Below are 24938 nucleotides of genomic sequence, written 5' to 3'. Positions count from 1 at the left end.
TCCTGTCTTCCCGATATTCCAAAAAACATGGGGCCTTAGCTCAGCTGGGAGAGCGCCTGCCTTGCACGCAGGAGGTCAGCGGTTCGATCCCGCTAGGCTCCACTTTATTTAATATATGTCTCGGAGGTATACCCAAGTTCGGCTGAAGGGATCGGTCTTGAAAACCGACAGGCGGTGAGAATCGCGCGGGGGTTCGAATCCCTCTACCTCCTCCATTTTCTTTTAAATGGTTTAGACCTACAAGGTACACTAAAGGTTTATATCTCGGAGGTATACCCAAGTTCGGCTGAAGGGATCGGTCTTGAAAACCGACAGGCGGCGAGAGTCGCGCGGGGGTTCGAATCCCTCTACCTCCTCCATTTTTTAAATTTAATATTGTCGCGGGGTGGAGCAGTACGGTAGCTCGTCGGGCTCATAACCCGAAGGTCGCAGGTTCAAATCCTGTCCCCGCAACCAAATGGTCCCGTGGTGTAGTGGTTAACATGCCTGCCTGTCACGCAGGAGATCGCCGGTTCGACCCCGGTCGGGACCGCCATTTATGTTGGCTCGGTAGCTCAGTCGGTAGAGCAGAGGACTGAAAATCCTCGTGTCGGCGGTTCGATTCCGTCCCGAGCCACCATTTTTTTTATGCCGGCTTAGCTCAATTGGTAGAGCAACTGACTTGTAATCAGTAGGTTGGGGGTTCAAGTCCTCTAGCCGGCATCATTTAGGGGCATAGTTTAAAGGTAGAACTGAGGTCTCCAAAACCTCCAGTGTGGGTTCGATTCCTACTGCCCCTGTAAGTATATGGGCCTATAGCTCAGCTGGTTAGAGCGCACGCCTGATAAGCGTGAGGTCGATGGTTCGAGTCCATTTAGGCCCATCATATATTATTCCGCAGTAGCTCAGTGGTAGAGCTATCGGCTGTTAACCGATCGGTCGTAGGTTCGAGTCCTACCTGCGGAGCCATGGCCCGTTGGTCAAGTGGTTAAGACACCGCCCTTTCACGGCGGTAACACGGGTTCGAATCCCGTACGGGTCATACAAAAAAGAGTCAGCATTATGCTGGCTCTTTTTTATTTTGTTAATCCTTTTTATAATGTTACTTTCCAGAAATAAATAAAGGAATTTTGGAAAAGCTATGGTATGTATAAAAAGGAGGAAATAAATAATGACACAAGTTAGAGACTTAATGAGTACCCATATTGTACATTGTACACCGCTAGACAATGTATATGAGGCAGCTGTAAAAATGAAGGAAGAATCGGTTGGATTAATTCCTGTTGTTGAAAATGAGCAAGTTGTTGGGCTTGTTACTGATCGAGATTTAGTTGTTCGAGGGATTGCTGAAAAACATCCTGGATCTAATAAAATTACAAATGTAATGACAACAAATATTATCTCAGTTTCTCCAAATGATTCTATTGAAAAAGCTACAGAGCTAATGGCACAGTATCAAATTAGACGGTTACCAGTAGTTGATAGTGGTCAGCTTATTGGCATGTTAGCACTAGGAGATTTAGCTATAAGGGAATCAGCAGATGATCAAGCTGGATTTGCCTTGAGCGAAATCTCAGAGCGTACAGAGTAAATTGAAACTTTAATTAACCGAGAGTTTAATGGTCACTCATAAAGAGCTAAATTATATATAAAGTTCAGATGCATTATTCTAGCATATATGGATTAAACTAATATGTTAGCGTGATGTATCTGAGACATTATATAATAAGGATACGGTTAATAATTTCGACATTTTTTTAAAATTTGTTATTCTTAATTTTTAATAAGAGAAAAGATGATATACTGATAGATATAAGTATTATGATAGATTTTGAATATAACAATATTAATTTTTAGTGGTGCGATAATAAATTAATATTTCCTACATAGATGAAAAGGGAAGGGGAATTATATGAAGGCTGTACAGGGCGATCCAAATTGGAATTTGGTTACAGATACATATATAGAACCAAATAATTTCGCTGAATTATTTTCTTTGCTTGTACCTTGTCACCCAAAAGGTGAGGGGAAAGAACGAACTATATTAGTATGGAAAGAGAAAGAATTTTATAAAGAAGAAAATTTAGCGGCATTTATCGTATATGGCATGAATAAAGCAAAGAAATTACCGCAGTTTCATAAAGATGAAATTCCAACTTTAGTGCGTATTCTTCGCTTATGCCAAGAGATTGGTTGGTATGAAGAGGCAAATGATTTTATGATAGCGCAAGGATTAGCTGAGTTTGTTCATACTTCATTGGAATATGAAACATGGGATCTTTTGACGCAATCAGTTGCTTTAAATTATTTAATTATTAAATATCGTATAGGTGAATTGACAGATAGGGATATTGAAATTTGGGATAGAGTTAAATTTAATGAGAAGTGTATAACCGATTGTAAACATTTATTATCTCATAAAGAAGTATTGGAATTTACATTCTTTTATATGTGCAAGAGAGCGAAATCATTATCAAAAGAGCAATTAAATAGTGATATGATGAGTTTAGCAATGTATTGTAATACTTTTGTATATGATTTGTATACACATGATTTATTACGGAAATATCGTAAGTGTACAGATTTCCTATCATATTATGGACCTAGTCAGGCAGTTTTAGCATGTCAAAGAGCTGTATTATCTCAAATTTCCGATCGCTTAGACCCATTAAAGACAACGCATGTAGATGATTATTTATATGTGATGAAAGAAATGATGGAGCATATGACGATAGGAGTAATGGATCGATATGGTCATTTTATTGGAAAGCTACTATCTTATGTGCCATTTTTCGAAATGATACAAGTTCCACAGCATGCATATTATTGTGAAGAATTACTGTATATTTGTAAGGGCATTGAATATAAAGAAGAAACACTACGCAATTATATATTTATACAATTACATGATTGTTTACCATCATTCTTTAGGCTATTTCTTAAAAATAAGCGTTATGCAACGATTCATGATATTCTTTTCTATTGGTGCGATGACGAACAACGAATGAGCTTAGAGAAAAAATATAATCTGAGCTTTATTTATGAAAAATATGCTTGTGGATAAACAATATTTTCGATATGAAAAATTAATATAAATTAAAAAGGATCTCCAGTTTATGTGAGATCCTTTTTTGTTAGTAAAACAAGGAGAAAATGATTAAGACAAGAAACAACATTCCATATAGGAGAAGTTGTGCAGTATAACTTCCTTGTATACCAAAAAAAGTATTGGCTTTCTTATACAAATTCAATATGTATTTTATTGGAGTATCTTTGAAAGATTGGTACACAGTGTCTCCTCTTTCTAAGCTTCGTGTTCTTGTTCTTGTTTTTGTTTATAAGGGACATTAATATATCTAGCTACAAATAATAAAACAGCCATAAAGAATACTGGAAATACAGTAGATAAATAAAAGCCATTACTAATTATATTTGTTATGAGAGCACTCAAAAGAAAAATAGCATTATAAATATGGGCAATTTTTTGTTTTAGTTGCACTTGAAATGATTCCATCATAATTTCTAATGCAACAAAAGCAATAATAATAGATAAAAATACAATGTTTGTATTGTAAATGATTAAACAACAGATTAAACCTAAAAAGGCTACGTATTCAATTATAAGAGGTATATTGCGTGGCATACAATTTACCTAACTAAATATGGCAGTGGATTTACTGCATTTGTTTTTTCAAAATTCCATTCTCCATTATGTAATTCAAAATGAAGATGTTGCCCGTATGAATGACCTGTGTTTCCCATATGACCTATTAATTGTCCAGTTTGTACTTGATCACCAGCTTGTACAGTGCGATCCTTCATATGAGCATAAACAGTTGTATATAATTTCCCATTGATTTGATGCGCAATGAAAACAACATTGCCATAGCTAGCTGAATAATAAGATTTCACAACTTTACCTGCAGCAGCAGCTTGGATAGAGACGTTTCCTGGAGCGGCAATATCTATACCATAATGCATTTGTTCCCAGCGTATATCAAAGGTTGAGCTAATTCTTCCTTGAGCAGGGAATTTGAAAGCAGCTGGAATTGATGAAGGTTGATCTGTTTTAGCTTGTGGTTGATTTTGTACTACATAGTGTTTTGCTACATACCCGTATCCTGTGCCAAAACGAATTTTATACCAAGTTCCTACAGTTTCTACTACTTGTACTTGTGTACCGTTTTGTAATGAACCGAGTAGAGCGCTACTTGTACTAGCGTTGCTACGTACATTTAGATTAGGTGTTGCAACAGTATATTTTGTATTATTTTGAACGGTGATTCCTTTTACTAAGGGTTGTGAACCATTAGAGATGAATGCTTTTTGTACGTAACCTGTTTGGCCATTATGCGATATTTTATACCATTCGCCTTGATCTTCTTGAACGGTAATAAACTTGCCATTTGGTAATACATCTAAAATGGAAGATTCTAAATTAGGTTCAGAGCGAACGTTTAATGCATTAGCATTAACGATGTATTGATCATTAGAATGAAGTTTGTTTTTTAGTAAAATAGCATCTTTTTGTACATAACCTACTTTATTATGAACAGATACTTTATACCACTCATTAGTTGTTTCAAGGATGTTCACTTTTGTATTAAAGCGAATTGTATCAATTGATGTGCTTTTTACGTTATCTTCTGTATGTAATGCTACTTGATCGACTTTGACATACCCAGTTTTAATATTAGATAATTGTTCAGCGTTTGCTTTTTGTACATTTGTTTCACCCATAGAAGGAAGTAAAGAAGCAATCGCTACAGTAGTTGCTGTTAAAGCAGTAGCTTTCATATTCATGGAATAGAGACCTCCTCTAGTTGTATAGTTGTAATTTTATTATAGTATAAAGATATAATATAGTGGGTGTATTCACATAAATGTAATATGAAATCAATATAAAAATAAATTTTTTGAGGATAATGATTCCTTCTTATGCAATTAATTGGGGTTTTATTTTCTAAAATAGAATGTATGTATTGTATAACTTTGATATTCTGTTAATAATTAAGAAAATTAAAAAAGTTGATGATGTCTTATTAGGGTGTTATACTGACAGTGATAATTTTATAGTTTGCTAGGAGAGCTGGTGTTGCCAGCTGAGAGTAGGCCGTAAGCCTTTGATCCTTTTTATTACCTGATCTAGATTATGCTAGCGTAGGGAAGCAATTCGGACACTAACAATGAGTCCCCGTTTCTTTGCGTATAGAAACGGGGCTTTTTTATTTAAAAATTTCATATTGAAACCACTAGGGGTGCTTGATTTGCTGAGAGAGGAATAATCCTTAACCCTTACAACACCTGATCTAGGTAATACTAGCGAAGGGAAGTGGAACATCGAATAAATGTATAACTTTATTTGCTGTAACCACTTCTTATATATAGAAGTGGTTTTTTATTTAGATACATATATTGAAAGGGGATAGAGAAATGAAATTTTGCGATAGATTATTAGAAACTGTGCAACCGGTTTGGGAGATGAGTCATAATCATCCGTTTGTAGTGGGTATGGGAGATGGCACGTTAGAAAAAGATAAATTCCAGTATTATATTATTCAAGACTATTTATATCTGCTAGATTATGCAAAGTTATATGCGATTGGTGTTGTAAAAGCAACGAATCCACAAGTAATGGGAAAGTTCGCTGAACAAATTGATGGAATATTAAATGGCGAAATGACAATCCATAAACAATATGCAAAAAGACTTGGAATTTCTATAGAGGAGATAGAGTCTGCGAAACCATCTGCTAAAAATTTAGCTTATACAAATTACATGATGTCTGTATCTCAAAATGGCACACTTGCGGAATTAATAGCAGCGCTTCTTCCATGTATGTGGAGCTATTGGGAAATTGGAAAGCGTTTAAATGATATTCCTGGAGCAAGAGATCATGAGTTTTTTGGTGAGTGGATTCAAGGATATAGTTCGGAAGAATACGGTAATCTGTGTATTTGGTTAATAGATTTATTAAATGAAATGGCAGTTGGAAAGTCTGAGACAGAACTAGAAAGATTAGAGGAGATTTTCTTATATTCCAGTCGATTTGAATATTTATTCTGGGATATGTCCTATCGTAAGGAGATGTGGGGATTTGAGGAGCAAGAACATACTACAGTTTCATAATGTTTCTTTTCATTATGATGAGAAACCAATCATCCATGAATTAAATGCTTCTATACATGAGAAAGAGTTTGTCAGTATTATCGGACCGAGTGGATGTGGGAAAAGTACTTTATTTCGCCTTATTACAGGTCTAGAAAAGGTAAGTACTGGACAGATAGAACTGACAGAAACAAAGCACCATCCTGTAGGATATATGCCGCAAAAAGATATGCTTTTGCCGTGGAGAACAATTATTGAGAATGCTGCCCTGCCGCTAGAGTGCCAAGGTGTACAGAAGAAAGAAGCACAAGTAAAGGCAAAGGAACTGTTACATAAATTTGGTTTGCAAGGGTATGAGAAAAAATATCCGAAAGATTTATCTGGTGGTATGAGACAACGTGTATCTTTTATTCGAACTTTATTAACAGGCGGGGAAATATTGCTGTTAGATGAACCATTTAGTGCATTGGATGCTTTAACGAAGACCTCTTTGCAAGAATGGTTGTTTGAACAATGGCAAGAGTGGGAAAAAACAATTTTATTCATTACTCATGATGTTGAAGAAGCGTTATTTCTTTCAAACCGAGTTTTAGTAGTGGAACAGCAGCCGATAACGACTTTGACTGAGCGGACTGTACCGCTTGATCATAACAGAACACGAAAAGATTTATATAAACCGGAAGTATTAGCGCTGAAAGATGAGCTTCTTAGTATGTTACAAAGGCAGGTACTTGTGTGATGAACCGATTGAAAGAATTAGTTCCTGCTATTACACTTTTTAGTACTTTACTAGCTGTGTGGGAAATAGGAGCAAGAATTGTAGATGAGATGTACATTTTACCGTCACCTTCTGCGATTGTAATGAAGATATGGAAACTAAAAGACATATTATTTACAGTTCATTTACCTGCAACGTTATACGTCGTTTTAATAGGTGTTGTTATCTCTATCGTATTAGGTGTAGGGCTAGCGATGTTAATGAATGTGAGTACATGGATGGAGAGAGCATTTTATCCATTATTAGTTGCTTCACAAACGATTCCGATTACTGCGCTTGCTCCGCTATTTGTTTTATGGTTTGGATACACAATTTGGAGTAAGGTTGTTGTCACAGTTTTAATTACGTTTTTCCCAATTGCGGTCAATACGTATGATGGACTACGCAGTACGAAAAAAGAATGGGAGGAGCTATTAGTTACGTATGGGGCAACGAAAAAAGATGTTTTTCTTAAATTAAAGTTGCCATCTGCTCTTCCTTATTTTTTCTCAGCTTTAAAAATTGCAGTTCCGCTTAGTGTTATCGGAGCAGCAATTGGAGAATGGCTCGGTGCACAAGCTGGGCTTGGATATTTCAGTAAGAGAATGATGACGCAGTTAGATGGAGCTGGCGTATTTGCACCTATTGTATTGTTATCATTATTAGCTATTTTCTTCGTCATACTTATCTCAGTATTAGAAAAGAAATTTATTAGTTGGAGGAAGTATTCATGAAATTTTTAAAAAGCATCTTTGTGTTGACATTATTAGTTGCAATGATTGCTGGATGTTCTAGTAACTCAGCGTCAGATAAGGGTAAAAAGGAAAAAGAAATAACGGTCATGCTTGATTGGTACCCAAATGCGGTACATAGCTTTATTTATGCAGCAATTGAAAAAGGCTATTTTAAAGAAGAAGGAGTAAAGGTGAATATAAAATTCCCTTCTAATCCGACTGATCCATTAACTTTAGCAGCTGCAGGAAAAGTAACGGTTGGTTTATATTATCAGCCAGATGTTGTCATGGCAAAAGCAAATGAACAAATTCCAGTAAAATCAATTGGAGCTGTCGTACGTTCACCATTAAATCATGTTGTATCGCTGAAATCAGCAGGCATTCAATCGCCAAAAGATTTAGAGGGGAAAACAGTTGGCTATTCTGGAACACCTTTAAGTGAGATGTATTTAAAAACGATGGTAAAAGAAGCTGGTGGTAATCCAGATACAGTGAAAGTAGTCGATGTTGGCTTTGATTTAGTACCAGCATTAATTACGAAAAAAGTGGATGCGGTAACAGGGGCATACATTAACCATGAAGTACCTGTTATGCGTCATGAAGGTCATGAACCAGCGTACTTTAATCCAGCAGATTATGGTGTACCGAATTATCATGAGCTTGTATTTGTAACAGGTGATAAAACGTTGAAAAAAGATAAAGAAGCGTTGCAAGCCTTCTTACGTGGTACGAAAAAAGGCTATGATTTCATGAAGAAAAATCCAGATGAAGCATTAAATATTTTATTAAATCATCAAGAAAAAGAAAACTTCCCGCTTGTGCCAGAAGTTGAAAAAGAAAGTATGAAAATTTTATTAGAGAAGATGGAAACGAAAGATGAGCCATTTTTATCAGATTCAAAAGAATCATGGGAAAAACAAAATAAATGGCTGAAAGACAAAGGAATGACGAAAGAAACCGTCCCAGCCGATGAACTATTCGAAAATATTTTAAAGTAGGCGAATGAATATGAAAAATGAGCTCCACGTAATCTCAAATGGCCATATGCCATTCGAAGAGTTAGTGAATGTAGCGATGCAAATTGAGAGTGAGATTGATTATTTGCATATTCGTGAGCGTGAGAAGAGTACGAAGGAATTATATGAAGGTGTGGAAAGTCTATTAATGGAGGGCTTTCCGGCTTCTAAAATTGTCATAAACGATCGAATTGATATCGCCATTTTATTAAATATTCCTCGTGTTCAACTAGGATATCGAAGTACAGATGTAAAGTCAGTGAAAGAAAAGTTTTCGTATTTGCATGTCGGTTATTCTGTGCATTCGCTAGATGAAGCAATAGTAGCTTTTAAAAATGGAGCGGATTCACTCGTTTATGGCCATGTATTTCCGACAGATTGTAAAAAAGGTGTGCCAGCGAGAGGGCTTGAAGAAATTTCAGACATTGCAAGGTGTTTATCTATACCGATTACAGCAATTGGAGGAATTACCCCAGAAAACACAGTGGATGTTCTTACTAACGGTGTAAGTGGTATAGCAGTTATGTCTGGAATTGTAAGTAGTAGTAACCCGTATAGCAAAGCGAAGTCTTATAAGGAATCAATAAGAAAGTGGGCGGAAAAACATGTGTGAGAAGTATGATGTAGCGATTATTGGTGGTGGTGTAATTGGTAGTTCAGTTGCACATTTTCTAGCAGAAAGAGGACATAAAGTAGCGATTGTAGAGAAGCAAAAAATTGCATCGGAAGCTTCGAAAGCAGCTGCTGGTTTACTCGGGGTTCAGGCAGAATGGGATGCGTATGATCCGCTATTTGAACTTGCTAGAGAAAGCCGAGCTATATTTCCACAACTTGCAGCAGTTTTACGTGAAAAGACGGGTATTGATATTGGATATGAAGAAAAAGGAATTTATCGTATTGCTCAAAATGCAGATGAGAAGGAAAGAATTCTTCACATTATGGATTGGCAGCAGAAAACAGGTGAAGATTCTTATTTTCTAACGGGAGACCATGTGCGGGAAAAAGAGCCATATCTATCCGAATCTATTATAGGAGCAGTATATTATCCGAAAGACGGTCATGTTATTGCACCAGAGCTTACGAAAGCATTCGCACATTCTGCAGCAATTTCCGGTGCTGATATATATGAACAGACAGAAGTGTTTGATATTCGTATTGAAAATAATAAAGTGACTGGAGTTATTACAAGTGAAGGTATTGTCACATGTGAGAAAGTCGTTATTGCAGGAGGTTCATGGAGCACGCAGTTACTCAGTTATTTTCACCGTGATTGGGGTACATATCCAGTTAAAGGAGAAGTGGTTGCGGTAAGAAGTAGAAAACAACTTTTAAAAGCACCTATTTTTCAAGAAAGATTTTACATTACTCCAAAGCGCGGTGGACGTTATGTAATTGGGGCAACAATGAAGCCACATACGTTCAATAAAACTGTGCAGCCAGAAAGTATAACTTCTATATTAGAGCGTGCTTATACAATATTGCCAGCTTTAAAAGAAGCAGAATGGGAAAGCACGTGGGCAGGATTACGACCACAATCGAATCATGAAGCTCCTTATATGGGAGAGCATGAAGAAATAAAAGGTTTATATGCTTGCACGGGCCATTATCGAAACGGTATTTTATTAAGTCCTATTTCTGGCCAATATATGGCTGATTTAATAGAAGGAAAGCAAGAGAATCATTTGCTAGATTCATTGCTTTCTAGAAGAGTTTAGAAAGGGGATGGAAGTTTGAATTTAAAAATTAATGGTAACCAAATTGAAGTGCCAGCGAGTGTAAAAACAGTAGCTGAGTTACTTACACATTTAGAGCTAGATAACAGAATTGTTGTAGTAGAGCGTAATAAAGATATTTTACAAAAAGATGATCATACAGATACATCTGTTTTTGATGGAGACCAAATTGAGATTGTAACTTTCGTAGGAGGCGGTTGATTATGTTGAACATTGGACCATTTTCATTTCATTCTAGACTTTTATTAGGAACAGGTAAATTCCCTGATTTTGACGTACAGCAAAAGGCAATTGACGTTTCTGAAGCTGAAATTTTAACGTTTGCAGTACGTCGTATGGATATCTTTGATGCAAAGCAACCTAATTTATTAGAGAAACTTGATGTGAAAAAATATACGTTATTACCAAATACAGCAGGGGCAAAAAATGCTGAAGAGGCTGTTCGCATTGCAAAATTAGCAAAAGCGTCTGGGCTTTGTGACATGATAAAGGTAGAAGTTATTGGTGATGATAGAACGTTATTACCGGATCCGGTAGAAACGTTAAAGGCATCTGAAAAGTTACTGGAAGAAGGATTTATCGTACTTCCGTACACATCTGATGATGTTGTATTAGCACGTAAATTACAAGAGCTTGGCGTGCATGCGATTATGCCAGGAGCATCTCCAATCGGATCAGGACTTGGTATTGTAAATCCATTAAATTTGGGCTTCATTATTGAACAAGCGACAGTACCAGTTATCGTTGATGCTGGTATTGGTAGCCCAGCTGATGCGGCATTTGCAATGGAATTAGGAGCAGATGGTGTGTTATTAAATACAGCTGTATCAGGAGCAAAAGATCCTATTAAAATGGCACAAGCAATGAAACTAAGTATTGAAGCAGGCCGTTTAGGATTTGAAGCAGGTCGTATTGCACGTAAGCGCTGTGCAACTGCAAGTAGTCCTTTAGAAGGAATGAGCGTAGTTGAATAATCGATATTCTCGCCAAGAACTATTTTCTCCAATTGGAGCAGAAGGGCAGCAAAAGATAAGAGAAAAGCATGTACTTATTATCGGTGCAGGTGCATTAGGTAGTGCAAATGCAGAGATGTTTGTAAGAGCGGGTGTGGGCAAGATAACAATTGTTGACCGTGATTATGTAGATTGGAGTAATTTACAAAGACAGCAATTGTATGCAGAGAGCGACGTAAAGAATAATCTCCCAAAAGCTATAGCGGCTAAAAAACGTTTAGAAGAGATTAATAGCGATGTAACAATAAAAGCTCTCGTTCAAGATGTAACAGCTGAAGAGCTAGAAGAACTTGTTACAAACGTTGATGTAATTATTGATGCGACTGATAATTTCGAAACACGCTTTATTGTGAATGATATAGCACAAAAATATTCTATTCCATGGATTTACGGTGCATGTGTAGGTAGTTACGGTCTTTCTTACACAATCCTTCCTAGTAAAACACCATGTTTATCATGTTTATTACAGTCGATTCCGCTTGGCGGGGCAACATGTGATACAGCGGGTATTATATCACCTGCTGTATCTCTTGTCGTTTCTCATCAAGTAACAGAAGCTCTTAAACTGTTAGTAGAAGATTACGAATCACTTCGAGATGGGCTTGTATCGTTTGATATGTGGAAGAATGAGTATTTATGTATGAATGTACAAAAGCTTCGCCAGCATAATTGTCCTTCATGTGGAGAGAATGCATTGTATCCATATTTAAATAAAGAGAACACATCAAAAACAGCAGTTTTATGCGGACGAAATACAGTTCAAATTAGACCACCTCATAAAGAAGAAATAAATTTTGAACAATATAAAGAGTTGCTGGAAGGTCGCGTGAATGATTTAAATGTAAATCCATATTTATTATCATTTTCTGTTGAAGACAAGAGGTTAGTCGCCTTTAAAGATGGCCGTGTGCTCGTACATGGAACGAAAGATATAAGCGAAGCAAAAACGATTTATCATCGCTATTTTGGATAGAAAAGGATGAGTGGGATGAAAGTGAATAAAGCTTTAACAATTGCAGGGTCTGATAGCGGCGGTGGTGCTGGAATTCAGGCAGATTTAAAAACATTCCAAGAGCTTGGTGTATACGGAATGACGGCTATTACGGCAATTACTGCTCAAAACACGCTTGGCGTTCAAGGGGTATATCCTGTTCCTTTAGAAGGTATTACAGAACAGCTGAATTCAATTGGTACGGATTTAACACCAGATGCAGTGAAACTAGGAATGTTATTTAGTAGTGAAATAATTCAAATTGTTGCAGAACAAATTAAAAAATTTGGCTGGAATAATATTGTGCTAGATCCTGTTATGATCGCAAAAGGCGGTGCATCATTATTACAGCAAGAAGCAGTTCATGCATTACAAGAATATTTATTACCAGTAGCAACCGTTATAACACCGAATGTTCCAGAAGCAGAAGTGTTAACTGGGATGGAGATTCATAATGTTGAAGATAGTAAGGAAGCTGCAAAAGTATTGCACAAATTAGGTGCTAAATATGTGCTTATGAAGGGCGGACATGCAGAATATCAAGGTAATGAAGTAATTGATTTCCTCTTTGATGGAGAAGAATTTATTGAGTTTAGAAGCGAGCGAATTCCTTCAAAGCAAACGCACGGAAGTGGGTGCACATTTGCTTCAGCGGTTACAGCAGGACTTGCGAAAGGATACTCAATTGAAGATGCTGTTCAAGAAGCAAAACGATTTATTAGTATAGCAATTGAAGAGCCATTGAATATTGGTAGTGGTCATGGACCGACGAATCATTTTGCGTATAAAGTGAATAGAACGCGTGTATAGATAAGTGAAAAGCCAGTTTTATAACTGGCTTTTTTTCTGTTTACTTTTTCAAAATACAGGAGTAATATATCAGCCAGAATATATTTTTTTGTAAACGCTGAGTCCAATTATATGGAGCGGAGGAACCAATTTGTGCGTCTGCACTAGGGGTGAATCTTTCAAATTTGAAAGTAGGGCTACTCTCAAAGTCCGAATCCGACAGCTAACTTCGTAAGCGTCTTGAGAGAGGACGGTGCCATGATGGATACATCACTTCATCGATCTGATTAGTATAGGGGAATATCAATCTATGTTTGATTTCTTTTATACTAAGGAGGATGAGGTACATGGAACTAACACTTATTTGTGTTGGAGAAGAAAGTAAGGTAGATAGTTTAAGAGATCTAGTATCATTTCAACATGAGTTAATTATTTTTACGGCAAATGAAGAGATAGCGGCTGAAGTTAGGAATTGTGGGTTTGATTGGACTTATAGTTGCAGTAAGGAGCAGGACTTTACTAGTATTTTTGAGTGTATTAAGAAGGTGATTTTACTAGGGGATGAGCTTCCAATCGTTAGTTTTTTCACAGAACACATTCGCTTTTCTTTTCAAGCACCTATTACTGTTGTTACAAGGAATAAACGATATCCAGCGAGGCTCTATGAAACAATTGGAGCTAAGTTTGTCGTGTTTACAAATTGTAATAATATTTCTTTTTTATTTTTTGAATAGAGCGGGGGAAGAAATGATGAAGGTACTATTACTTGGAGATATAGCAAATCGTTGGGCAGTATCGGTAGAGCGAGTTCAAGAATTGGTTCAGATCGATCCCCTTTTTCCAGGGCCGTATATTATATTACCATCAAAAGATGCTTTGTATTTAGAGGTGGATATTACCGAATATGAGCAGCTACATGCAGAATTGTCACAGGTTTATATTCGCGGGAGAAATTTACGTGCTTTTTTACGAGGAGAATAAATAGTGAAATAAAAAGAGCGAATGCTAAGTGCAACAAGCTATGCACTTTATGTCATTCGCTCTTTTTATTTCGTATTGAAAAGATCATTTCTGTGAAAATGAAAGAAAAGACGAGTAAATAGATGAAAGAATATTAATAATACTCAATGTAAGCGTTTAAATAGATGGATATTTTCTTATTTTCAGTAATTTACCCCTTTACAAGTGAAATATAGAGGAGTATATTTACTCTCATAAATCATTCATAAAATTTCCAAAAAAACCTAAAATCGCTGAGTTCCAGAAATGGAGCGGGGGAACCAATTTTGTGCATCGTCACTTGGGGTGAATCTTTCAGTTTTGAAAGTAGGGCTACTCTTTAGGCCCGAATCCGACAGCTAACCTCGTAAGCGTTTAGAGAGGAGGTTTACTTTTTGTTGTTCATTTTTTGAACACTGAGTAGAGCTCAGTGTTCTTTTTTAATATTTAAATGGTAAATTTTAACAAAACGAAGAGAGGGATAGTTATGTTAGATGTTGTAATGGTCGGGATTTTTATTTTATTAGTTGCATCGATGGCAAGTCTTGCAAGTTGGTCAGATAAAGTTGTGAAAGAAGGAAAGCAATCATGATGATTGTCTTATCGGTTATAGTCGCAGCAATTACAGTGTATTTAGTGTATGCATTATTAAATCCAGAGAAGTTTTAATTAGGGGGAATCATTCATTATGATTTGGGTTGCAGTCATTATTACAATGCTCTTGTTTATTTTAGTAGCAAAGCCAATGGGGATTTATTTAGAAAAAGCTTTTCAAGGTAGCAAAATGCTAGATAAAGTATTCGGCCCTTTTGAAAAACTTATTTTTAAAATTACGGGTGTAAAAGAATACAATCAAACGTGGAAACAGTACGCATTATCATTAGTTTTACTCAATGGATTTATGATTGTTGTCGTATATTTCATTTTCAGATTACAAGGTGTGTTGCCGCTAAATCCAGCACATATTGAAGGAATGGAGCCTACGCTCGCTTTTAATACAGCAATTAGTTTTATGGCTGATACAAACTTACAGCATTATAGCGGTGAAAATGGTTTATCTTATTTATCACAATTAATCGGAATTACATTTTTAATGTTTGCAGCACCGGCAACGACATTAGCACTCGTTATGGCATTTATAAGAGGGCTCGCTGGAAAAGAACTTGGTAACTTTTTCGTTGATTTTACGAGAGCACTAACGAGAGTGTTTCTTCCTATCGCATTTATTGCGGCGCTAGTCTTTGTCGCACTTGGTGTACCGCAAACGTTAGATGGAGCGGTTACAGCACAAACGATTGATGGGGCAAAACAAAGTATATTACGTGGGCCTGTTGCATCATTCGTTTCCATTAAGGAACTTGGAAATAACGGCGGTGGATTTTTCGGAGCAAACTCTACGCATCCTTTTGAAAACCCAGGACAAATGAGTAATATTTTGCAAATGATGCTTATGATGTTATTGCCAACAGCACTTCCATTTACGTACGGACGAATGGTAGGAAATAAAAAACAAGGTCGTATTCTCTTCGTATCACTATTCATGGTGTTTCTACTAGGATTTATAACAATTACGACATCTGAACTAAACGGGAATCCGGCATTAAATGGAATGGGTATCGAACATGTACAAGGAAGTACAGAAGGGAAAGAAGTACGATTTGGAACAGTATTTTCTTCACTATACGCAACGGTAACGACAGCTGCTGAAACAGGCGCCGTTAATACGATGCATGATACGTTAACACCAATTGGCGGTTTAGTTCCACTTGTAAATATGATGTTAAACACAGTATATGGCGGCGTTGGAGCAGGTTTTGTAAATATTATTATGTATGCAATTATTGCAGTGTTTATATCTGGGTTAATGGTTGGACGGACACCAGAGTTTTTAGGTAAAAAGATTGAAGGTAAGGAAATGAAATTAATTGCGGTCACGATACTATTTCATCCATTGCTCATTTTAGGCTTTTCGGCATTAGCTCTTTCAACAAATTTAGGGACGGATGCTATTTCTCATTCCGGTTTCCACGGTTTAACGCAAGTTGTATATGAATATACATCGTCAGCTGCGAATAACGGATCTGGATTTGAAGGATTAGGAGATAATACACCGTTTTGGAATATTACGACTGGTTTAGTTATGTTTTTAGGACGTTACTTCAGTTTAATTACGATGCTAGCTGTGGCAGCTTCGTTGAAAGAAAAAACGGTAGTGCCAGAAACAGTCGGAACGTTCCGTACAGATAATAGTTTATTTGGTGGTATCTTTATCGGAACAATTGTAATTGTTGGTGCATTAACATTCTTCCCGATGTTAGTACTCGGACCAATTGCAGAATTTCTTACATTGAAGTAATGGAGGGTAAATGATGAGACCGGTAGTAGTAAAAGAAAAACAATTAAATGAGTCACAAATACATGCTGTAGAAGATGAAGTTAGACAAGCGAAAACGATGGATCGTGATATCGTAACACATGCGATGAAGCAATCCATTGCGAAATTGAATCCGAAAGTCATGATAAAGAATCCGATTATGTTCGTTGTGGAAATTGGATTTATCATTACGTTCATTTTATCTTTTCTTCCAAGTAGTTCTAGTAGTATACCAGGTTGGTTTAATATAACAGTTTCTCTCATTCTATTATTTACAGTTTTATTTGCGAATTTTGCAGAAGCATTAGCAGAAGGTCGTGGTAAAGCGCAAGCCGATTCTTTAAAGCAGTCGAAGAAAGATGTGTTTGCAAATGTTGTAAAAGAAAATGGAGACATTGTCCAAGTTTCAGCAACTGATCTGAGAAAAGGTGACGTTGTTATCGTAAAACAAGGAGAAATGATTCCGAATGATGGCGAAGTAATCAAAGGGTTAGCATCTGTAGATGAATCTGCAATTACAGGGGAATCAGCTCCTGTAATAAAAGAAGCGGGCGGCGATTTTTGTTCCGTAACAGGCGGGACGATGGTCGTAAGTGATGAGATTACAATTGTCATTACGAGTAATCCTGGTGAATCATTTATTGATAAAATGATTTCGTTAGTAGAAGGAGCTGCTCGTCAAAAAACGCCGAATGAGATTGCTTTAAATACAGTATTAACGAGTTTAACGCTTATTTTCTTAATCGTTGTTGTGACGTTGCCGATTTTTACAAACTATTTAGGATTTCAAATTGATACAGCTGTACTTGTAGCGTTGTTAGTTTGTTTAATTCCAACGACAATTGGTGGTTTATTATCAGCAATTGGTATTGCCGGGATGGACCGCGTGACAAAGTTCAATGTGTTAGCGATGTCGGGTAAAGCAGTAGAAGCTGCGGGTGATATTAATACAATCATTTTAGATAAAACAGGTACGATTACTTTCGGGAACCGAATGGCACATACATTGCTTCCTGTAGGAAATGAGACGATTGAGCAAGTAGGGAAATGGGCCGCGATTAGTTCAGTTTTAGATGAAACACCAGAAGGTCGATCAGTTATAGAATATGTAAAAACGAAAGCTATATCATATAATCGAGAAATTGCAGAGCAAGGTGATTTTGTTCCGTTCAAAGCAGAAACGAGAATGAGTGGTGTGGATTTACAGGACGGAACGAAAGTGAGAAAAGGTGCTGTAGGTAGCGTAATTGAATGGGTTAGGTCACAAGGTGGAACGATTCCGAAAGATGTAAATCAAAAAGCAGATTCCATTTCCAAAGAGGGCGGGACACCACTTGTAGTTGCAGTGGATAATCGTATTTACGGTTTAATTTATTTAAAGGATACAGTAAAGCCAGGTATGCGTGAGCGTTTTGAACAATTGCGCCAAATGGGGATTAAAACGGTTATGTGTACAGGTGATAACCCGTTAACAGCAGCAACGATTGCAAAAGAAGCAGGGGTAGATGAGTTTGTTGCTGAGTGTAAGCCAGAAGATAAAATTGCGGTTATTAAAGCAGAGCAAGATAAAGGGAAACTTGTAGCGATGACAGGTGATGGTACAAATGATGCGCCGGCATTAGCGCAGGCTGACGTTGGATTAGCGATGAATAGTGGTACGACAGCTGCGAAAGAAGCAGCGAATATGATTGATTTAGATTCGAACCCGACAAAAATTATTGAGGTTGTAGGGATTGGTAAGCAATTGTTAATGACGCGTGGTGCGTTAACGACGTTTAGTATTGCGAACGATATTGCAAAATATTTTGCAATCATTCCAGCGATGTTTACACTTGCGATTCCGCAAATGGAGGCATTAAACATTATGAAACTAACATCACCACTGTCAGCGATTTTATCAGCATTACTATTTAATGCAGTTATTATTCCATTACTCATTCCATTGGCGATGAAAGGTATCGCATATAAACCAATGAGTTCGAATGCACTACTTGGCCGAAACCTACTTATTTATGGACTTGGCGGAGTGATTGTACCATTCATTGGAATTAAAGTAATTGATATAATTGTCGGCTTGTTCATATAAGGAAGAGGGGAAAAAGATGGCGAAGAAACAAAGTATACTATCACCAATTATCCGTATTACTTTTACATTTTTAGTGTTGTGCGGGCTTGTATATCCGCTTATTGTTACTGGTATTGCACAAGCAGTAATGAAGGATAATGCGGATGGAAGTCTAATATATAATGATAAAAATGAAGTGATTGGTTCTAAATTAATTGGTCAAAACTTCACGGATCCACGTTATTTTCAAGGGCGTGTTTCTAGTATTGAATATAAGGCTGAAGCATCTGGTTCAAATAACTATGCACCATCTAATCCAGATTTAGAGAAACGAGTAGAGAAAAGTATTGAAGAGTGGAAGAAACAAAATCGGGCTGTTCCGGTAACAGAAGTGCCGATTGATCTAGTGACGAATTCAGGTTCAGGGCTAGATCCTGATATTAGTCCGCAGGCAGCTTCTGTGCAGGTGGATCGTATCTCTAAATTAACGAATATTCCGAAAGAAACGCTAAATCAGTTGATTAAAGATCAAACAGAAGGTGCTGCACTTGGCTTATTTGGAGAGAACCGCGTAAACGTTTTAAAGTTAAATTTAGAATTGCAGAAACTACTGAAATAGAAACAACGCTACCTCAATCTAACGGATTGAGGTAGCGTTGTTTCGAAAGAAAGGTTGTGAGTGTTTTGTATGCGGATGACTATAAACCAACTTTTCAAAGGCGAACACCAGAAGAGTATTTAGAATATATTCGTCAGCAAAACCGCGGGAAGTTAAAGTTATATGTAGGAGCGGCTCCAGGAGTAGGAAAAAGTTATAAAATGCTCTTTGATGCAAGAGAAATGAAAAAGGATGGTACGGATATTGTAATTGGTTTAATTGAAACGCACGGTAGAAAAGAGACGGAAGAAGCAATTGCTGATTTAGAAAAAGTTCCTTTAAAAGAAATAGAGTATAAAGGGAAAGTATTTTATGAACTCGATGTGGAAGGAATTATAAAACGTGCACCGCAAGTCGTTGTTGTGGATGAACTTGCGCATAGCAATATTCCTGGATCTAAAAATAAGAAACGTTATATGGATGTACAGGAATTGCTAGATGCCGGTATATCCGTCTTATCAGCTTTTAATATTCAACATTTAGAAAGTGTTCATGACATTGTTGCTCAAATTACGAATGTTAAAGTGCGAGAACGTATTCCAGATTTTATTTTACAAAAAGCAAATGAAATTCAGCTCGTTGATGCAACGCCGGAAGTATTAAGGAAGAGGTTAATAGATGGAAAGATATATAAGGAAGAAAAAATAGAGCAAAGCTTACAAAATTTCTTTACGCTTAATAATTTAGGGGCACTAAGAGAATTATCACTTCGGGAAGTGGCAGATGATATGGACGAGAAAATTAGCCAAACAGTAATAGAACCGATTGGTGTAAAAGAAAAAATTCTTGTTTGTGTACAATACAGTTCGACAGCGGAGAAATTAATACGACGGGGATGGCGCATGGCTGATCGGTTAAATGCTGAATTGTACGTATTAAACGTTGAGAGGGAAAATATAGATTCTATTTCAGCTGGGAAAAAGCAGACGATTGAAGAGTGGAAGTCGTTAACGAATCAATTTGATGCGAGTTTTGTTTTAGAAGAGGCAAAAGGAAGAAAGCCAGCGGATGTTATTATTGAAGTTGCGAAAAGACTACAAGTAACGCAAATTTTACTCGGACAATCAGCAAGAACAAGGTGGGAAGAAATTCGAAAAGGTTCAATTGTAAATGAAATTATGAGAGAAACGAAGTATATTGATATTCATATCGTTGCAGATCAAAGAGTTTAGAATAGAGACCATCTATAGGTCTCTATTTTGCTTTTTGTACAACCTGAAAACGTAGCATTTTCAGTGCGCATAAAATGATAAATAGAAATGTAATTGCACCTAGGAAGAAAATCCAAAAGTAATTTTGATTAAATACAAGAAATCCACCTACAAGTGGCCCTGTGCCCATACCGAGATAGCGTATGAAGTTATACATACCGATGGCTGTTGCGCGTTCTTGTACGAATTCTTCCGTTAATAAAGTAGTGTGAGTTGGCATAGAAAGTCCCATACTAAAACCGTATAAAGATGTAACGATAATGGTGAATGGGATATTGATGCTATATGTGAAAGAGAATAAAGTGACACATATAATATTGAAGAAACTAGTGATGAATAAAGCTTGCTTTGTTGTGAGGCGTTTTTGCAAAAGCTTGTAGCAATAACTTCCTAACATAATAGAAAGGGACATTGGTACAAATATAAGGCCAATTTTACTTGCAGTTAAGTGAAATGAATTTGTTAAAATGCTCGGTAAAAAAACGAGGAAGCAAAAGTAAATACAAAATTGAATGAAGCCAATAAGAGTAATAGAAAATCCAGTTTTATTTTTTAAGATAAACCAGCAATTTTTTTTTGCTTGCGGTTGCTTACTTACAGTTGGTTTTGTTTCTGGAAGTAGTGAAATGTTTATGATCAATAAGATGATACCAATTGTAGATAAAAACAGAAATACGGATAAGTGGCCATTTATACTGCCGAGATAACCACCTATGAGAGGGCCAATCGCAGGAGCGAGAGCAAGTAACATTTGATACAGGCTCATCGCTTCTCCGCGTTCTTTTCTTTTGAATAAATCACCGATAATCGTTGCTGCAACTACAGGTATAGCTGCTATTCCTATAGCTTGAACAGCTCTAAAAAAGAGAAATAAATAAATGTTTGCCGAAAAAGCACATCCGATTGAACCAATTGTACTAATGACTAAACTAGGGATAAGGACAGATTTTCTCCCTTTTGTATCAATTAAAGGTCCATATACGAGCTGCATAATTGCAAGAACGAATGTGAAAAGTGAAACTGTTACATTTACAAGATAAAGAGAAGTGTGAAAAGAATTTTGAATCATCGGTAAGATAGGTGTGTAAATATTTTGAGCGAAGGAACCGAGTAAGGCACTAATACAGACAACATATAAAATGAAAGTTAGTTTAGATTTTTTCATCTTGTTAACCTCCTTGTATTTTAGTTTCCTCGGAAACTAAATTTATTTTAACATGATTTTCTCACTTGTAAAGATGAAAAAATAATTTTAAAATGGTATATAGTTAAATTGTTTCTTTGGAAACTTAGGAGGCGAACGGATTGAAGCATACAACGAAGCAAATGGAAATACTGTCGGACATTCGTACACTTTTGCATAAAAAAGAAGAACATTTAAAACGACAAAACGAGAAGTTTTTTTATGAGACAGGTGTAAGTAGTATGTCTTTATCTGAGTTACATGTAATCGAATGTATCGGAAAAAATGGTTTGATGAATGTAACGGCAATCACGATAGAAATGGGCATGACGAAGGGAGCGATCTCTAAAATTTGTACAAAGTTGTTTCAAAAGCAATTCGTTGAGAAGATGCAAATGTTAGATAATCAAAAAGAAATCTTCTTCCGCTTAACGGAAAGTGGGAATGAAATATATATAGCTCATGAAAAATTGCATAAGCAAGCTGAAGAAAAGTGGCTGTTACTTTTAGATGGTTATACGAAAGCAGAGCAAGACTTTATTCAAAGGTTTATAAAGGATGTCTCAGATCATTTGGAAATATAATTGGAAGAAAAAACTCCTTTTTCTCAAGTCTTTTGAATATAATTTCTGAAAGAACTCATATATAATAGAAAAAGATACTTAACATGGTGAATAATTAAAGAGTCAATATATATAGAGGAGAGAGTAACATGCTTGAAAATACGGGGTTAGTATTAGAAGGCGGCGGTATGCGTGGTGTATATACGGGCGGGATATTAGAATATTTTATGGAACAAGATTTATATTTTCCATATGTAATCGGTGTATCAGCTGGTGCTTGTCATGCAGCGTCGTATCTTTCCAGACAAAGAAATAGAAATAAAACAGTAAATATTGATTATGCATCACACCCGCAATATTTATCGTATAAAAACTTATGGAGAAAACGCCAATTATTTGATATGGAGTTCATTTTTCATGAGATTCCAGAAAAGCATGTACCGTTTGATTTTGAAACATACTTTAATAGTCCAGAGCGTTTCCTTGTAGGCACAACAGATTGTGAAACAGGACAGTCTGTTTATTTTGAAAAAGAGGGGACAAATGATGATGCACTAAATTTATTACAAGCATCTAGTTCATTACCTTTCATTGCACCTGTAGTAAATTACCGTGGTAAGCGGTTATTAGATGGAGGAATTTCTGATCCGATTCCAGTTCGTAAAGCGCAAGAAGATGGATTTAAAAAATCAGTCGTTATTTTAACGAGAAATCACGGTTACGCGAAGAAAAAATCAAAGTTTGGATGGATTGCAGCGAAAGCGTATAAAAAATATCCGAACCTTGTTAACACGATGCTGAATCGTTATGAAGTGTATAATGAAACGCTTCACTACATTGAAAAAGAAGAGCAAGCGGGTAATTTATTTGTTATTCGCCCAGAAGTGCCGCTTCAAGTAGATCGTATGGAAAAAGATACAGCAAAACTACAAAATTTATACGAGCAAGGCTATGAAGATGCAAAGAGACAGTTTGCAGATTTACAGTCGTTTTTACAAAAATAATGATTAGGCTGCGGAGAAGAATTTCTCTGCAGTCTTTTTATATTGCTACTTATACGTTACTTTTTAAAAATGTATGAATGTTTAAGTGTTTAAAGAGTTTGTAAAACATCGAGGTTTCTTATTGAGGAGAATTTATTTGAAGGATATTATGATGATGTAGCGCTACTAAACTATTAAATTTATGAGGTGCTTGTTAATGAAAGGAAAAGTTTTTTCAATTACGACTTTAGTATTATTAGCAACATCAATCTCAACAAGTGCATTCTATCCAACTCTAAGCGGTCACAAAAGCGGTAACCTACTATCTTACAGAGCTCAAACTACTACGAATCAAAATGCATCTCGTTGTTCAGTAGCAATTTCTTTTATTAAATCAAATGGAAATAATTCATATATTGAAAGCGCTTCAGACAAATTAGGATCCCATGAATCTGGAAGAGCATTAAACGCAACTGTGAGTAATGGTGCATATAACGCCTTTGGTGCAAAAGGACTATACTCGGAGCACTATGCGAATGAGAATAATGACTATCAAGAAGATACACACAAAGGTACTTTTGATAGTAATGGTAACTTACGATTACAGTGGTAAAAAATATTAAACAGTTGTTTTTATAAATATTTGGATAAGGAGAAGGGGATGTTCATCATCTCCTTCTTATTTAAAAGGAGCACAGACATGTACCTAGCTTTTAAAAATATAAAAAGTAATAAACTGTTTTTCTTAATTCTTCTTATGTCATTTTTTATTTCTTTTCTTTCTATATCAGTAGCCGCGCTTTTAACAGAGTCTAAACGAAATTTTATAGCTGCCTTTCAAATTGGTTTTCCAGAAAAGAATCAAACGTTAACTGTTCCGATAGCGAATGAAACCGAATTGGAAACGATAATTCCCCTCATACAAGATACTTTTGTGAAAAGTGATATTTACGTAGAAAATTTAAAAGCATTGAATAGTTCAGGGGCAACAAAGATCATAGCTGTGAACTTAAAAGATGATTATTATTGGAAGCCATATATTTCTGAAGGACAATATTTTCATCGTGAAAATGTAAACGATATGGTTGTTGGCGATCAAACGAATGTAGAGGAGTTATATGAATTTGATGATACATATAAAAAAATAGGAACTATATCAAGAAAGGACAGTGACGTCGGTGTAGCAGGCATATACGTTCCACTTCAAAACTTACCTACTATATCTAAAAAAGGTATTATCGCGAGTAAACAATTACAATTAACAGTTGTTAATCCTACATCATCTATTCATAACGAAATAAAAAAGTTTATGGGTAGGAGTAAAGAAGTGCTTTCGGGAGATGTTCAAATACTGAATGAACGAAATCTTCAGGAACTAGATGTGACACATGTAGATCCAGCAAATAAGTATTACTATAAATTCATTCTTGTTGCAATTGTTTCTGGCATTTCTGCGGTTTTATTTTGGATTTATAAAAAAGAAAAAGAGATTTCATTAAAAAAAGCAGTAGGTGCTTCTAATATATCTATTTATTGCGAACTATATATTCAAATTTTGTTTATTTCTCTAGTAGCGATGTTCTTAGTTTTTATTACGTTAGAAATGTTTTCGGGAACAATTCATACTTATTTTCAGACATACTTAGTAAAACCGTTAACACTATATGTATTGATATGCAATGTTGTTTTTATAATTCTTCTTACAATTTGTGTTACTGTAATTCCAATCAAGCACATTATAAATATATATCCCGGAAAACATTTAAGAACGTAGGAGGTCTT

27 protein-coding genes, 11 tRNA genes and 4 riboswitches are annotated in these 24938 nt (G+C 36.1%); of the genes, 35 read left to right on the top strand and 3 right to left on the bottom strand.

Features of this window, described 5'->3' with window-relative positions; genetic code table 11:
• Positions 1 to 29: 29 nt before the first annotated feature.
• The 13 genes from DN403_RS00980 (at position 30) to DN403_RS00920 (ending at position 3043) form a co-directional block, all read left to right on the top strand.
• Positions 30 to 102: transfer RNA gene (locus tag DN403_RS00980), tRNA-Ala, on the top strand.
• Positions 103 to 122: 20 nt separating this feature from the next.
• A tRNA-Ser gene (locus tag DN403_RS00975) sits at positions 123 to 215 on the top strand.
• Positions 216 to 266: 51 nt separating this feature from the next.
• Positions 267 to 359, top strand: a tRNA-Ser gene (locus tag DN403_RS00970).
• Between the two features lie 20 nt (positions 360 to 379).
• Positions 380 to 456: transfer RNA gene (locus tag DN403_RS00965), tRNA-Met, on the top strand.
• A 3-nt stretch (positions 457 to 459) separates the two neighbouring features.
• Positions 460 to 535 (top strand) — tRNA-Asp (locus DN403_RS00960).
• A gap of 8 nt (positions 536 to 543) precedes the next feature.
• A tRNA-Phe gene (locus tag DN403_RS00955) sits at positions 544 to 619 on the top strand.
• 10 nt (positions 620 to 629) lie between these two features.
• Positions 630 to 702 (top strand) — tRNA-Thr (locus tag DN403_RS00950).
• Positions 703 to 708: 6 nt separating this feature from the next.
• Positions 709 to 779, top strand: a tRNA-Trp gene (locus DN403_RS00945).
• A gap of 9 nt (positions 780 to 788) precedes the next feature.
• Positions 789 to 862, top strand: a tRNA-Ile gene (locus DN403_RS00940).
• An 11-nt stretch (positions 863 to 873) separates the two neighbouring features.
• Positions 874 to 948: transfer RNA gene (locus tag DN403_RS00935), tRNA-Asn, on the top strand.
• Between the two features lies 1 nt (position 949).
• A tRNA-Glu gene (locus DN403_RS00930) sits at positions 950 to 1021 on the top strand.
• A gap of 129 nt (positions 1022 to 1150) precedes the next feature.
• Positions 1151 to 1570, top strand: coding sequence for a CBS domain-containing protein (locus tag DN403_RS00925; RefSeq protein ID WP_000195543.1), 420 nt, complete (start codon positions 1151 to 1153; stop codon positions 1568 to 1570).
• Positions 1571 to 1891: 321 nt separating this feature from the next.
• Positions 1892 to 3043 (top strand): DUF3965 domain-containing protein, encoded by a 1152-nt coding sequence (locus DN403_RS00920; RefSeq protein ID WP_000648912.1) that lies wholly within the window; start codon positions 1892 to 1894, stop codon positions 3041 to 3043.
• Between the two features lie 240 nt (positions 3044 to 3283).
• Here DN403_RS00920 and DN403_RS00915 read toward each other — a convergent pair whose 3' ends face one another.
• Complete coding sequence (locus tag DN403_RS00915; RefSeq protein WP_001137822.1) at positions 3284 to 3622, bottom strand: hypothetical protein; 339 nt, start codon at positions 3620 to 3622, stop codon at positions 3284 to 3286.
• Between the two features lie 5 nt (positions 3623 to 3627).
• Positions 3628 to 4782, bottom strand: a complete 1155-nt coding sequence (locus DN403_RS00910) for an SH3 domain-containing protein (RefSeq protein WP_001056031.1) — start codon at positions 4780 to 4782, stop codon at positions 3628 to 3630.
• Between the two features lie 269 nt (positions 4783 to 5051).
• A riboswitch (TPP riboswitch) is annotated at positions 5052 to 5163 on the top strand.
• Positions 5164 to 5223: 60 nt separating this feature from the next.
• A riboswitch (TPP riboswitch) is annotated at positions 5224 to 5327 on the top strand.
• Positions 5328 to 5412: 85 nt separating this feature from the next.
• Between DN403_RS00910 and tenA the strand changes: the two genes are divergently transcribed.
• From tenA to kdpDN, 18 genes are all read left to right on the top strand, one after another.
• The gene (tenA, locus tag DN403_RS00905; RefSeq protein ID WP_000666828.1) at positions 5413 to 6108 is read left to right on the top strand and encodes a thiaminase II; all 696 of its coding nucleotides are present in this window, start codon (positions 5413 to 5415) and stop codon (positions 6106 to 6108) included.
• Entirely contained in the window at positions 6077 to 6826 is a 750-nt protein-coding gene (locus DN403_RS00900) for an ABC transporter ATP-binding protein (RefSeq protein WP_001256793.1), read from the top strand. The genes tenA and DN403_RS00900 overlap by 32 nt, the downstream gene beginning before the upstream one ends.
• On the top strand, positions 6826 to 7578 hold the full coding sequence (locus DN403_RS00895; protein ID WP_001080852.1) for an ABC transporter permease: 753 nt from the start codon (positions 6826 to 6828) through the stop codon (positions 7576 to 7578). Before DN403_RS00900 ends, DN403_RS00895 begins: the two co-directional genes overlap by 1 nt.
• Entirely contained in the window at positions 7575 to 8576 is a 1002-nt protein-coding gene (locus DN403_RS00890) for an ABC transporter substrate-binding protein (RefSeq protein ID WP_000670447.1), read from the top strand. Before DN403_RS00895 ends, DN403_RS00890 begins: the two co-directional genes overlap by 4 nt.
• Positions 8577 to 8586: 10 nt before the next feature.
• On the top strand, positions 8587 to 9207 hold the full coding sequence (tenI, locus tag DN403_RS00885) for a thiazole tautomerase TenI (RefSeq protein ID WP_000787170.1): 621 nt from the start codon (positions 8587 to 8589) through the stop codon (positions 9205 to 9207).
• Positions 9200 to 10309: a glycine oxidase ThiO gene (gene thiO / locus DN403_RS00880; RefSeq protein ID WP_016078108.1), complete on the top strand. Its 1110-nt coding sequence runs from the start codon at positions 9200 to 9202 to the stop codon at positions 10307 to 10309. Before tenI ends, thiO begins: the two co-directional genes overlap by 8 nt.
• 15 nt (positions 10310 to 10324) lie before the next feature.
• Entirely contained in the window at positions 10325 to 10528 is a 204-nt protein-coding gene (thiS, locus tag DN403_RS00875; protein WP_001049502.1) for a sulfur carrier protein ThiS, read from the top strand.
• Positions 10529 to 10530: 2 nt separating this feature from the next.
• Positions 10531 to 11301, top strand: coding sequence for a thiazole synthase (gene thiG, locus DN403_RS00870; protein WP_000931979.1), 771 nt, complete (start codon positions 10531 to 10533; stop codon positions 11299 to 11301).
• Positions 11294 to 12313, top strand: a complete 1020-nt coding sequence (gene thiF, locus DN403_RS00865; RefSeq protein WP_001065410.1) for a thiazole biosynthesis adenylyltransferase ThiF — start codon at positions 11294 to 11296, stop codon at positions 12311 to 12313. The genes thiG and thiF overlap by 8 nt, the downstream gene beginning before the upstream one ends.
• 15 nt (positions 12314 to 12328) lie before the next feature.
• Complete coding sequence (thiD, locus tag DN403_RS00860) at positions 12329 to 13141, top strand: bifunctional hydroxymethylpyrimidine kinase/phosphomethylpyrimidine kinase (RefSeq protein WP_000867373.1); 813 nt, start codon at positions 12329 to 12331, stop codon at positions 13139 to 13141.
• 85 nt (positions 13142 to 13226) lie between these two features.
• Positions 13227 to 13374, top strand: a riboswitch (cyclic di-AMP (ydaO/yuaA leader).
• Positions 13375 to 13467: 93 nt separating this feature from the next.
• Positions 13468 to 13854 carry a hypothetical protein gene (locus DN403_RS00855; RefSeq protein ID WP_016078105.1) on the top strand — a complete coding sequence of 129 codons (387 nt, stop codon included), beginning with the start codon at positions 13468 to 13470 and terminating at the stop codon, positions 13852 to 13854.
• A gap of 13 nt (positions 13855 to 13867) precedes the next feature.
• Positions 13868 to 14101 carry a hypothetical protein gene (locus tag DN403_RS00850; protein ID WP_003309103.1) on the top strand — a complete coding sequence of 78 codons (234 nt, stop codon included), beginning with the start codon at positions 13868 to 13870 and terminating at the stop codon, positions 14099 to 14101.
• A gap of 260 nt (positions 14102 to 14361) precedes the next feature.
• A riboswitch (cyclic di-AMP (ydaO/yuaA leader) is annotated at positions 14362 to 14507 on the top strand.
• Between the two features lie 99 nt (positions 14508 to 14606).
• Complete coding sequence (locus tag DN403_RS00845; RefSeq protein WP_000887894.1) at positions 14607 to 14711, top strand: SipW-dependent-type signal peptide-containing protein; 105 nt, start codon at positions 14607 to 14609, stop codon at positions 14709 to 14711.
• On the top strand, positions 14708 to 14788 hold the full coding sequence (gene kdpF, locus DN403_RS00840) for a K(+)-transporting ATPase subunit F (protein WP_000973728.1): 81 nt from the start codon (positions 14708 to 14710) through the stop codon (positions 14786 to 14788). Before DN403_RS00845 ends, kdpF begins: the two co-directional genes overlap by 4 nt.
• Positions 14789 to 14807: 19 nt before the next feature.
• Positions 14808 to 16475, top strand: coding sequence for a potassium-transporting ATPase subunit KdpA (gene kdpA, locus DN403_RS00835; protein WP_000638320.1), 1668 nt, complete (start codon positions 14808 to 14810; stop codon positions 16473 to 16475).
• A 13-nt stretch (positions 16476 to 16488) separates the two neighbouring features.
• On the top strand, positions 16489 to 18579 hold the full coding sequence (gene kdpB, locus DN403_RS00830) for a potassium-transporting ATPase subunit KdpB (RefSeq protein ID WP_025988994.1): 2091 nt from the start codon (positions 16489 to 16491) through the stop codon (positions 18577 to 18579).
• Positions 18580 to 18595: 16 nt separating this feature from the next.
• Positions 18596 to 19177 carry a K(+)-transporting ATPase subunit C gene (kdpC, locus tag DN403_RS00825; protein WP_001085562.1) on the top strand — a complete coding sequence of 194 codons (582 nt, stop codon included), beginning with the start codon at positions 18596 to 18598 and terminating at the stop codon, positions 19175 to 19177.
• 56 nt (positions 19178 to 19233) lie between these two features.
• A complete protein-coding gene (gene kdpDN / locus DN403_RS00820; RefSeq protein ID WP_074790778.1) occupies positions 19234 to 20388 on the top strand; it encodes a KdpD-like non-kinase potassium sensor in 1155 nt (384 codons plus the stop codon).
• A gap of 22 nt (positions 20389 to 20410) precedes the next feature.
• Here kdpDN and DN403_RS00815 read toward each other — a convergent pair whose 3' ends face one another.
• Complete coding sequence (locus tag DN403_RS00815; RefSeq protein WP_149185271.1) at positions 20411 to 21592, bottom strand: MFS transporter; 1182 nt, start codon at positions 21590 to 21592, stop codon at positions 20411 to 20413.
• Positions 21593 to 21732: 140 nt separating this feature from the next.
• Between DN403_RS00815 and DN403_RS00810 the strand changes: the two genes are divergently transcribed.
• The 4 genes from DN403_RS00810 to DN403_RS00795 all read left to right on the top strand — a co-directional run bounded on the left by DN403_RS00810 (position 21733) and on the right by DN403_RS00795 (position 24930).
• Positions 21733 to 22194: a MarR family transcriptional regulator gene (locus DN403_RS00810; protein ID WP_000683325.1), complete on the top strand. Its 462-nt coding sequence runs from the start codon at positions 21733 to 21735 to the stop codon at positions 22192 to 22194.
• A 128-nt stretch (positions 22195 to 22322) separates the two neighbouring features.
• Positions 22323 to 23177: a patatin-like phospholipase family protein gene (locus DN403_RS00805; protein ID WP_000892706.1), complete on the top strand. Its 855-nt coding sequence runs from the start codon at positions 22323 to 22325 to the stop codon at positions 23175 to 23177.
• A 196-nt stretch (positions 23178 to 23373) separates the two neighbouring features.
• Positions 23374 to 23769, top strand: coding sequence for a hypothetical protein (locus tag DN403_RS00800; RefSeq protein WP_000676983.1), 396 nt, complete (start codon positions 23374 to 23376; stop codon positions 23767 to 23769).
• An 87-nt stretch (positions 23770 to 23856) separates the two neighbouring features.
• Positions 23857 to 24930 (top strand): ABC transporter permease, encoded by a 1074-nt coding sequence (locus DN403_RS00795; RefSeq protein WP_000280233.1) that lies wholly within the window; start codon positions 23857 to 23859, stop codon positions 24928 to 24930.
• Positions 24931 to 24938 lie beyond the last annotated feature (8 nt).

Source organism: Bacillus sp. AY2-1 (assembly GCF_008368965.1).
GTDB classification, from domain to species: Bacteria; Bacillota; Bacilli; order Bacillales; family Bacillaceae_G; genus Bacillus_A; species Bacillus_A thuringiensis_S.
Note: the sequence above shows the minus strand (reverse complement) of the source record. Positions and strands in the feature narration are given on the sequence as shown.

Coding starts and splice junctions, on each gene's coding strand:
- DN403_RS00925 (WP_000195543.1), top strand. CDS start 1,151: ATGACACAAGTTAGAGACTTAATGAGTACCCATATTGTACATTGTACA.
- DN403_RS00920 (WP_000648912.1), top strand. CDS start 1,892: ATGAAGGCTGTACAGGGCGATCCAAATTGGAATTTGGTTACAGATACA.
- DN403_RS00915 (WP_001137822.1), bottom strand. CDS start 3,622: ATGCCACGCAATATACCTCTTATAATTGAATACGTAGCCTTTTTAGGT.
- DN403_RS00910 (WP_001056031.1), bottom strand. CDS start 4,782: ATGAATATGAAAGCTACTGCTTTAACAGCAACTACTGTAGCGATTGCT.
- tenA (WP_000666828.1), top strand. CDS start 5,413: ATGAAATTTTGCGATAGATTATTAGAAACTGTGCAACCGGTTTGGGAG.
- DN403_RS00895 (WP_001080852.1), top strand. CDS start 6,826: ATGAACCGATTGAAAGAATTAGTTCCTGCTATTACACTTTTTAGTACT.
- DN403_RS00890 (WP_000670447.1), top strand. CDS start 7,575: ATGAAATTTTTAAAAAGCATCTTTGTGTTGACATTATTAGTTGCAATG.
- tenI (WP_000787170.1), top strand. CDS start 8,587: ATGAAAAATGAGCTCCACGTAATCTCAAATGGCCATATGCCATTCGAA.
- thiO (WP_016078108.1), top strand. CDS start 9,200: ATGTGTGAGAAGTATGATGTAGCGATTATTGGTGGTGGTGTAATTGGT.
- thiG (WP_000931979.1), top strand. CDS start 10,531: ATGTTGAACATTGGACCATTTTCATTTCATTCTAGACTTTTATTAGGA.
- thiD (WP_000867373.1), top strand. CDS start 12,329: ATGAAAGTGAATAAAGCTTTAACAATTGCAGGGTCTGATAGCGGCGGT.
- DN403_RS00855 (WP_016078105.1), top strand. CDS start 13,468: ATGGAACTAACACTTATTTGTGTTGGAGAAGAAAGTAAGGTAGATAGT.
- DN403_RS00850 (WP_003309103.1), top strand. CDS start 13,868: ATGATGAAGGTACTATTACTTGGAGATATAGCAAATCGTTGGGCAGTA.
- DN403_RS00845 (WP_000887894.1), top strand. CDS start 14,607: ATGTTAGATGTTGTAATGGTCGGGATTTTTATTTTATTAGTTGCATCG.
- kdpF (WP_000973728.1), top strand. CDS start 14,708: ATGATGATTGTCTTATCGGTTATAGTCGCAGCAATTACAGTGTATTTA.
- kdpA (WP_000638320.1), top strand. CDS start 14,808: ATGATTTGGGTTGCAGTCATTATTACAATGCTCTTGTTTATTTTAGTA.
- kdpB (WP_025988994.1), top strand. CDS start 16,489: ATGAGACCGGTAGTAGTAAAAGAAAAACAATTAAATGAGTCACAAATA.
- kdpC (WP_001085562.1), top strand. CDS start 18,596: ATGGCGAAGAAACAAAGTATACTATCACCAATTATCCGTATTACTTTT.
- DN403_RS00815 (WP_149185271.1), bottom strand. CDS start 21,592: ATGAAAAAATCTAAACTAACTTTCATTTTATATGTTGTCTGTATTAGT.
- DN403_RS00805 (WP_000892706.1), top strand. CDS start 22,323: ATGCTTGAAAATACGGGGTTAGTATTAGAAGGCGGCGGTATGCGTGGT.
- DN403_RS00800 (WP_000676983.1), top strand. CDS start 23,374: ATGAAAGGAAAAGTTTTTTCAATTACGACTTTAGTATTATTAGCAACA.
- DN403_RS00795 (WP_000280233.1), top strand. CDS start 23,857: ATGTACCTAGCTTTTAAAAATATAAAAAGTAATAAACTGTTTTTCTTA.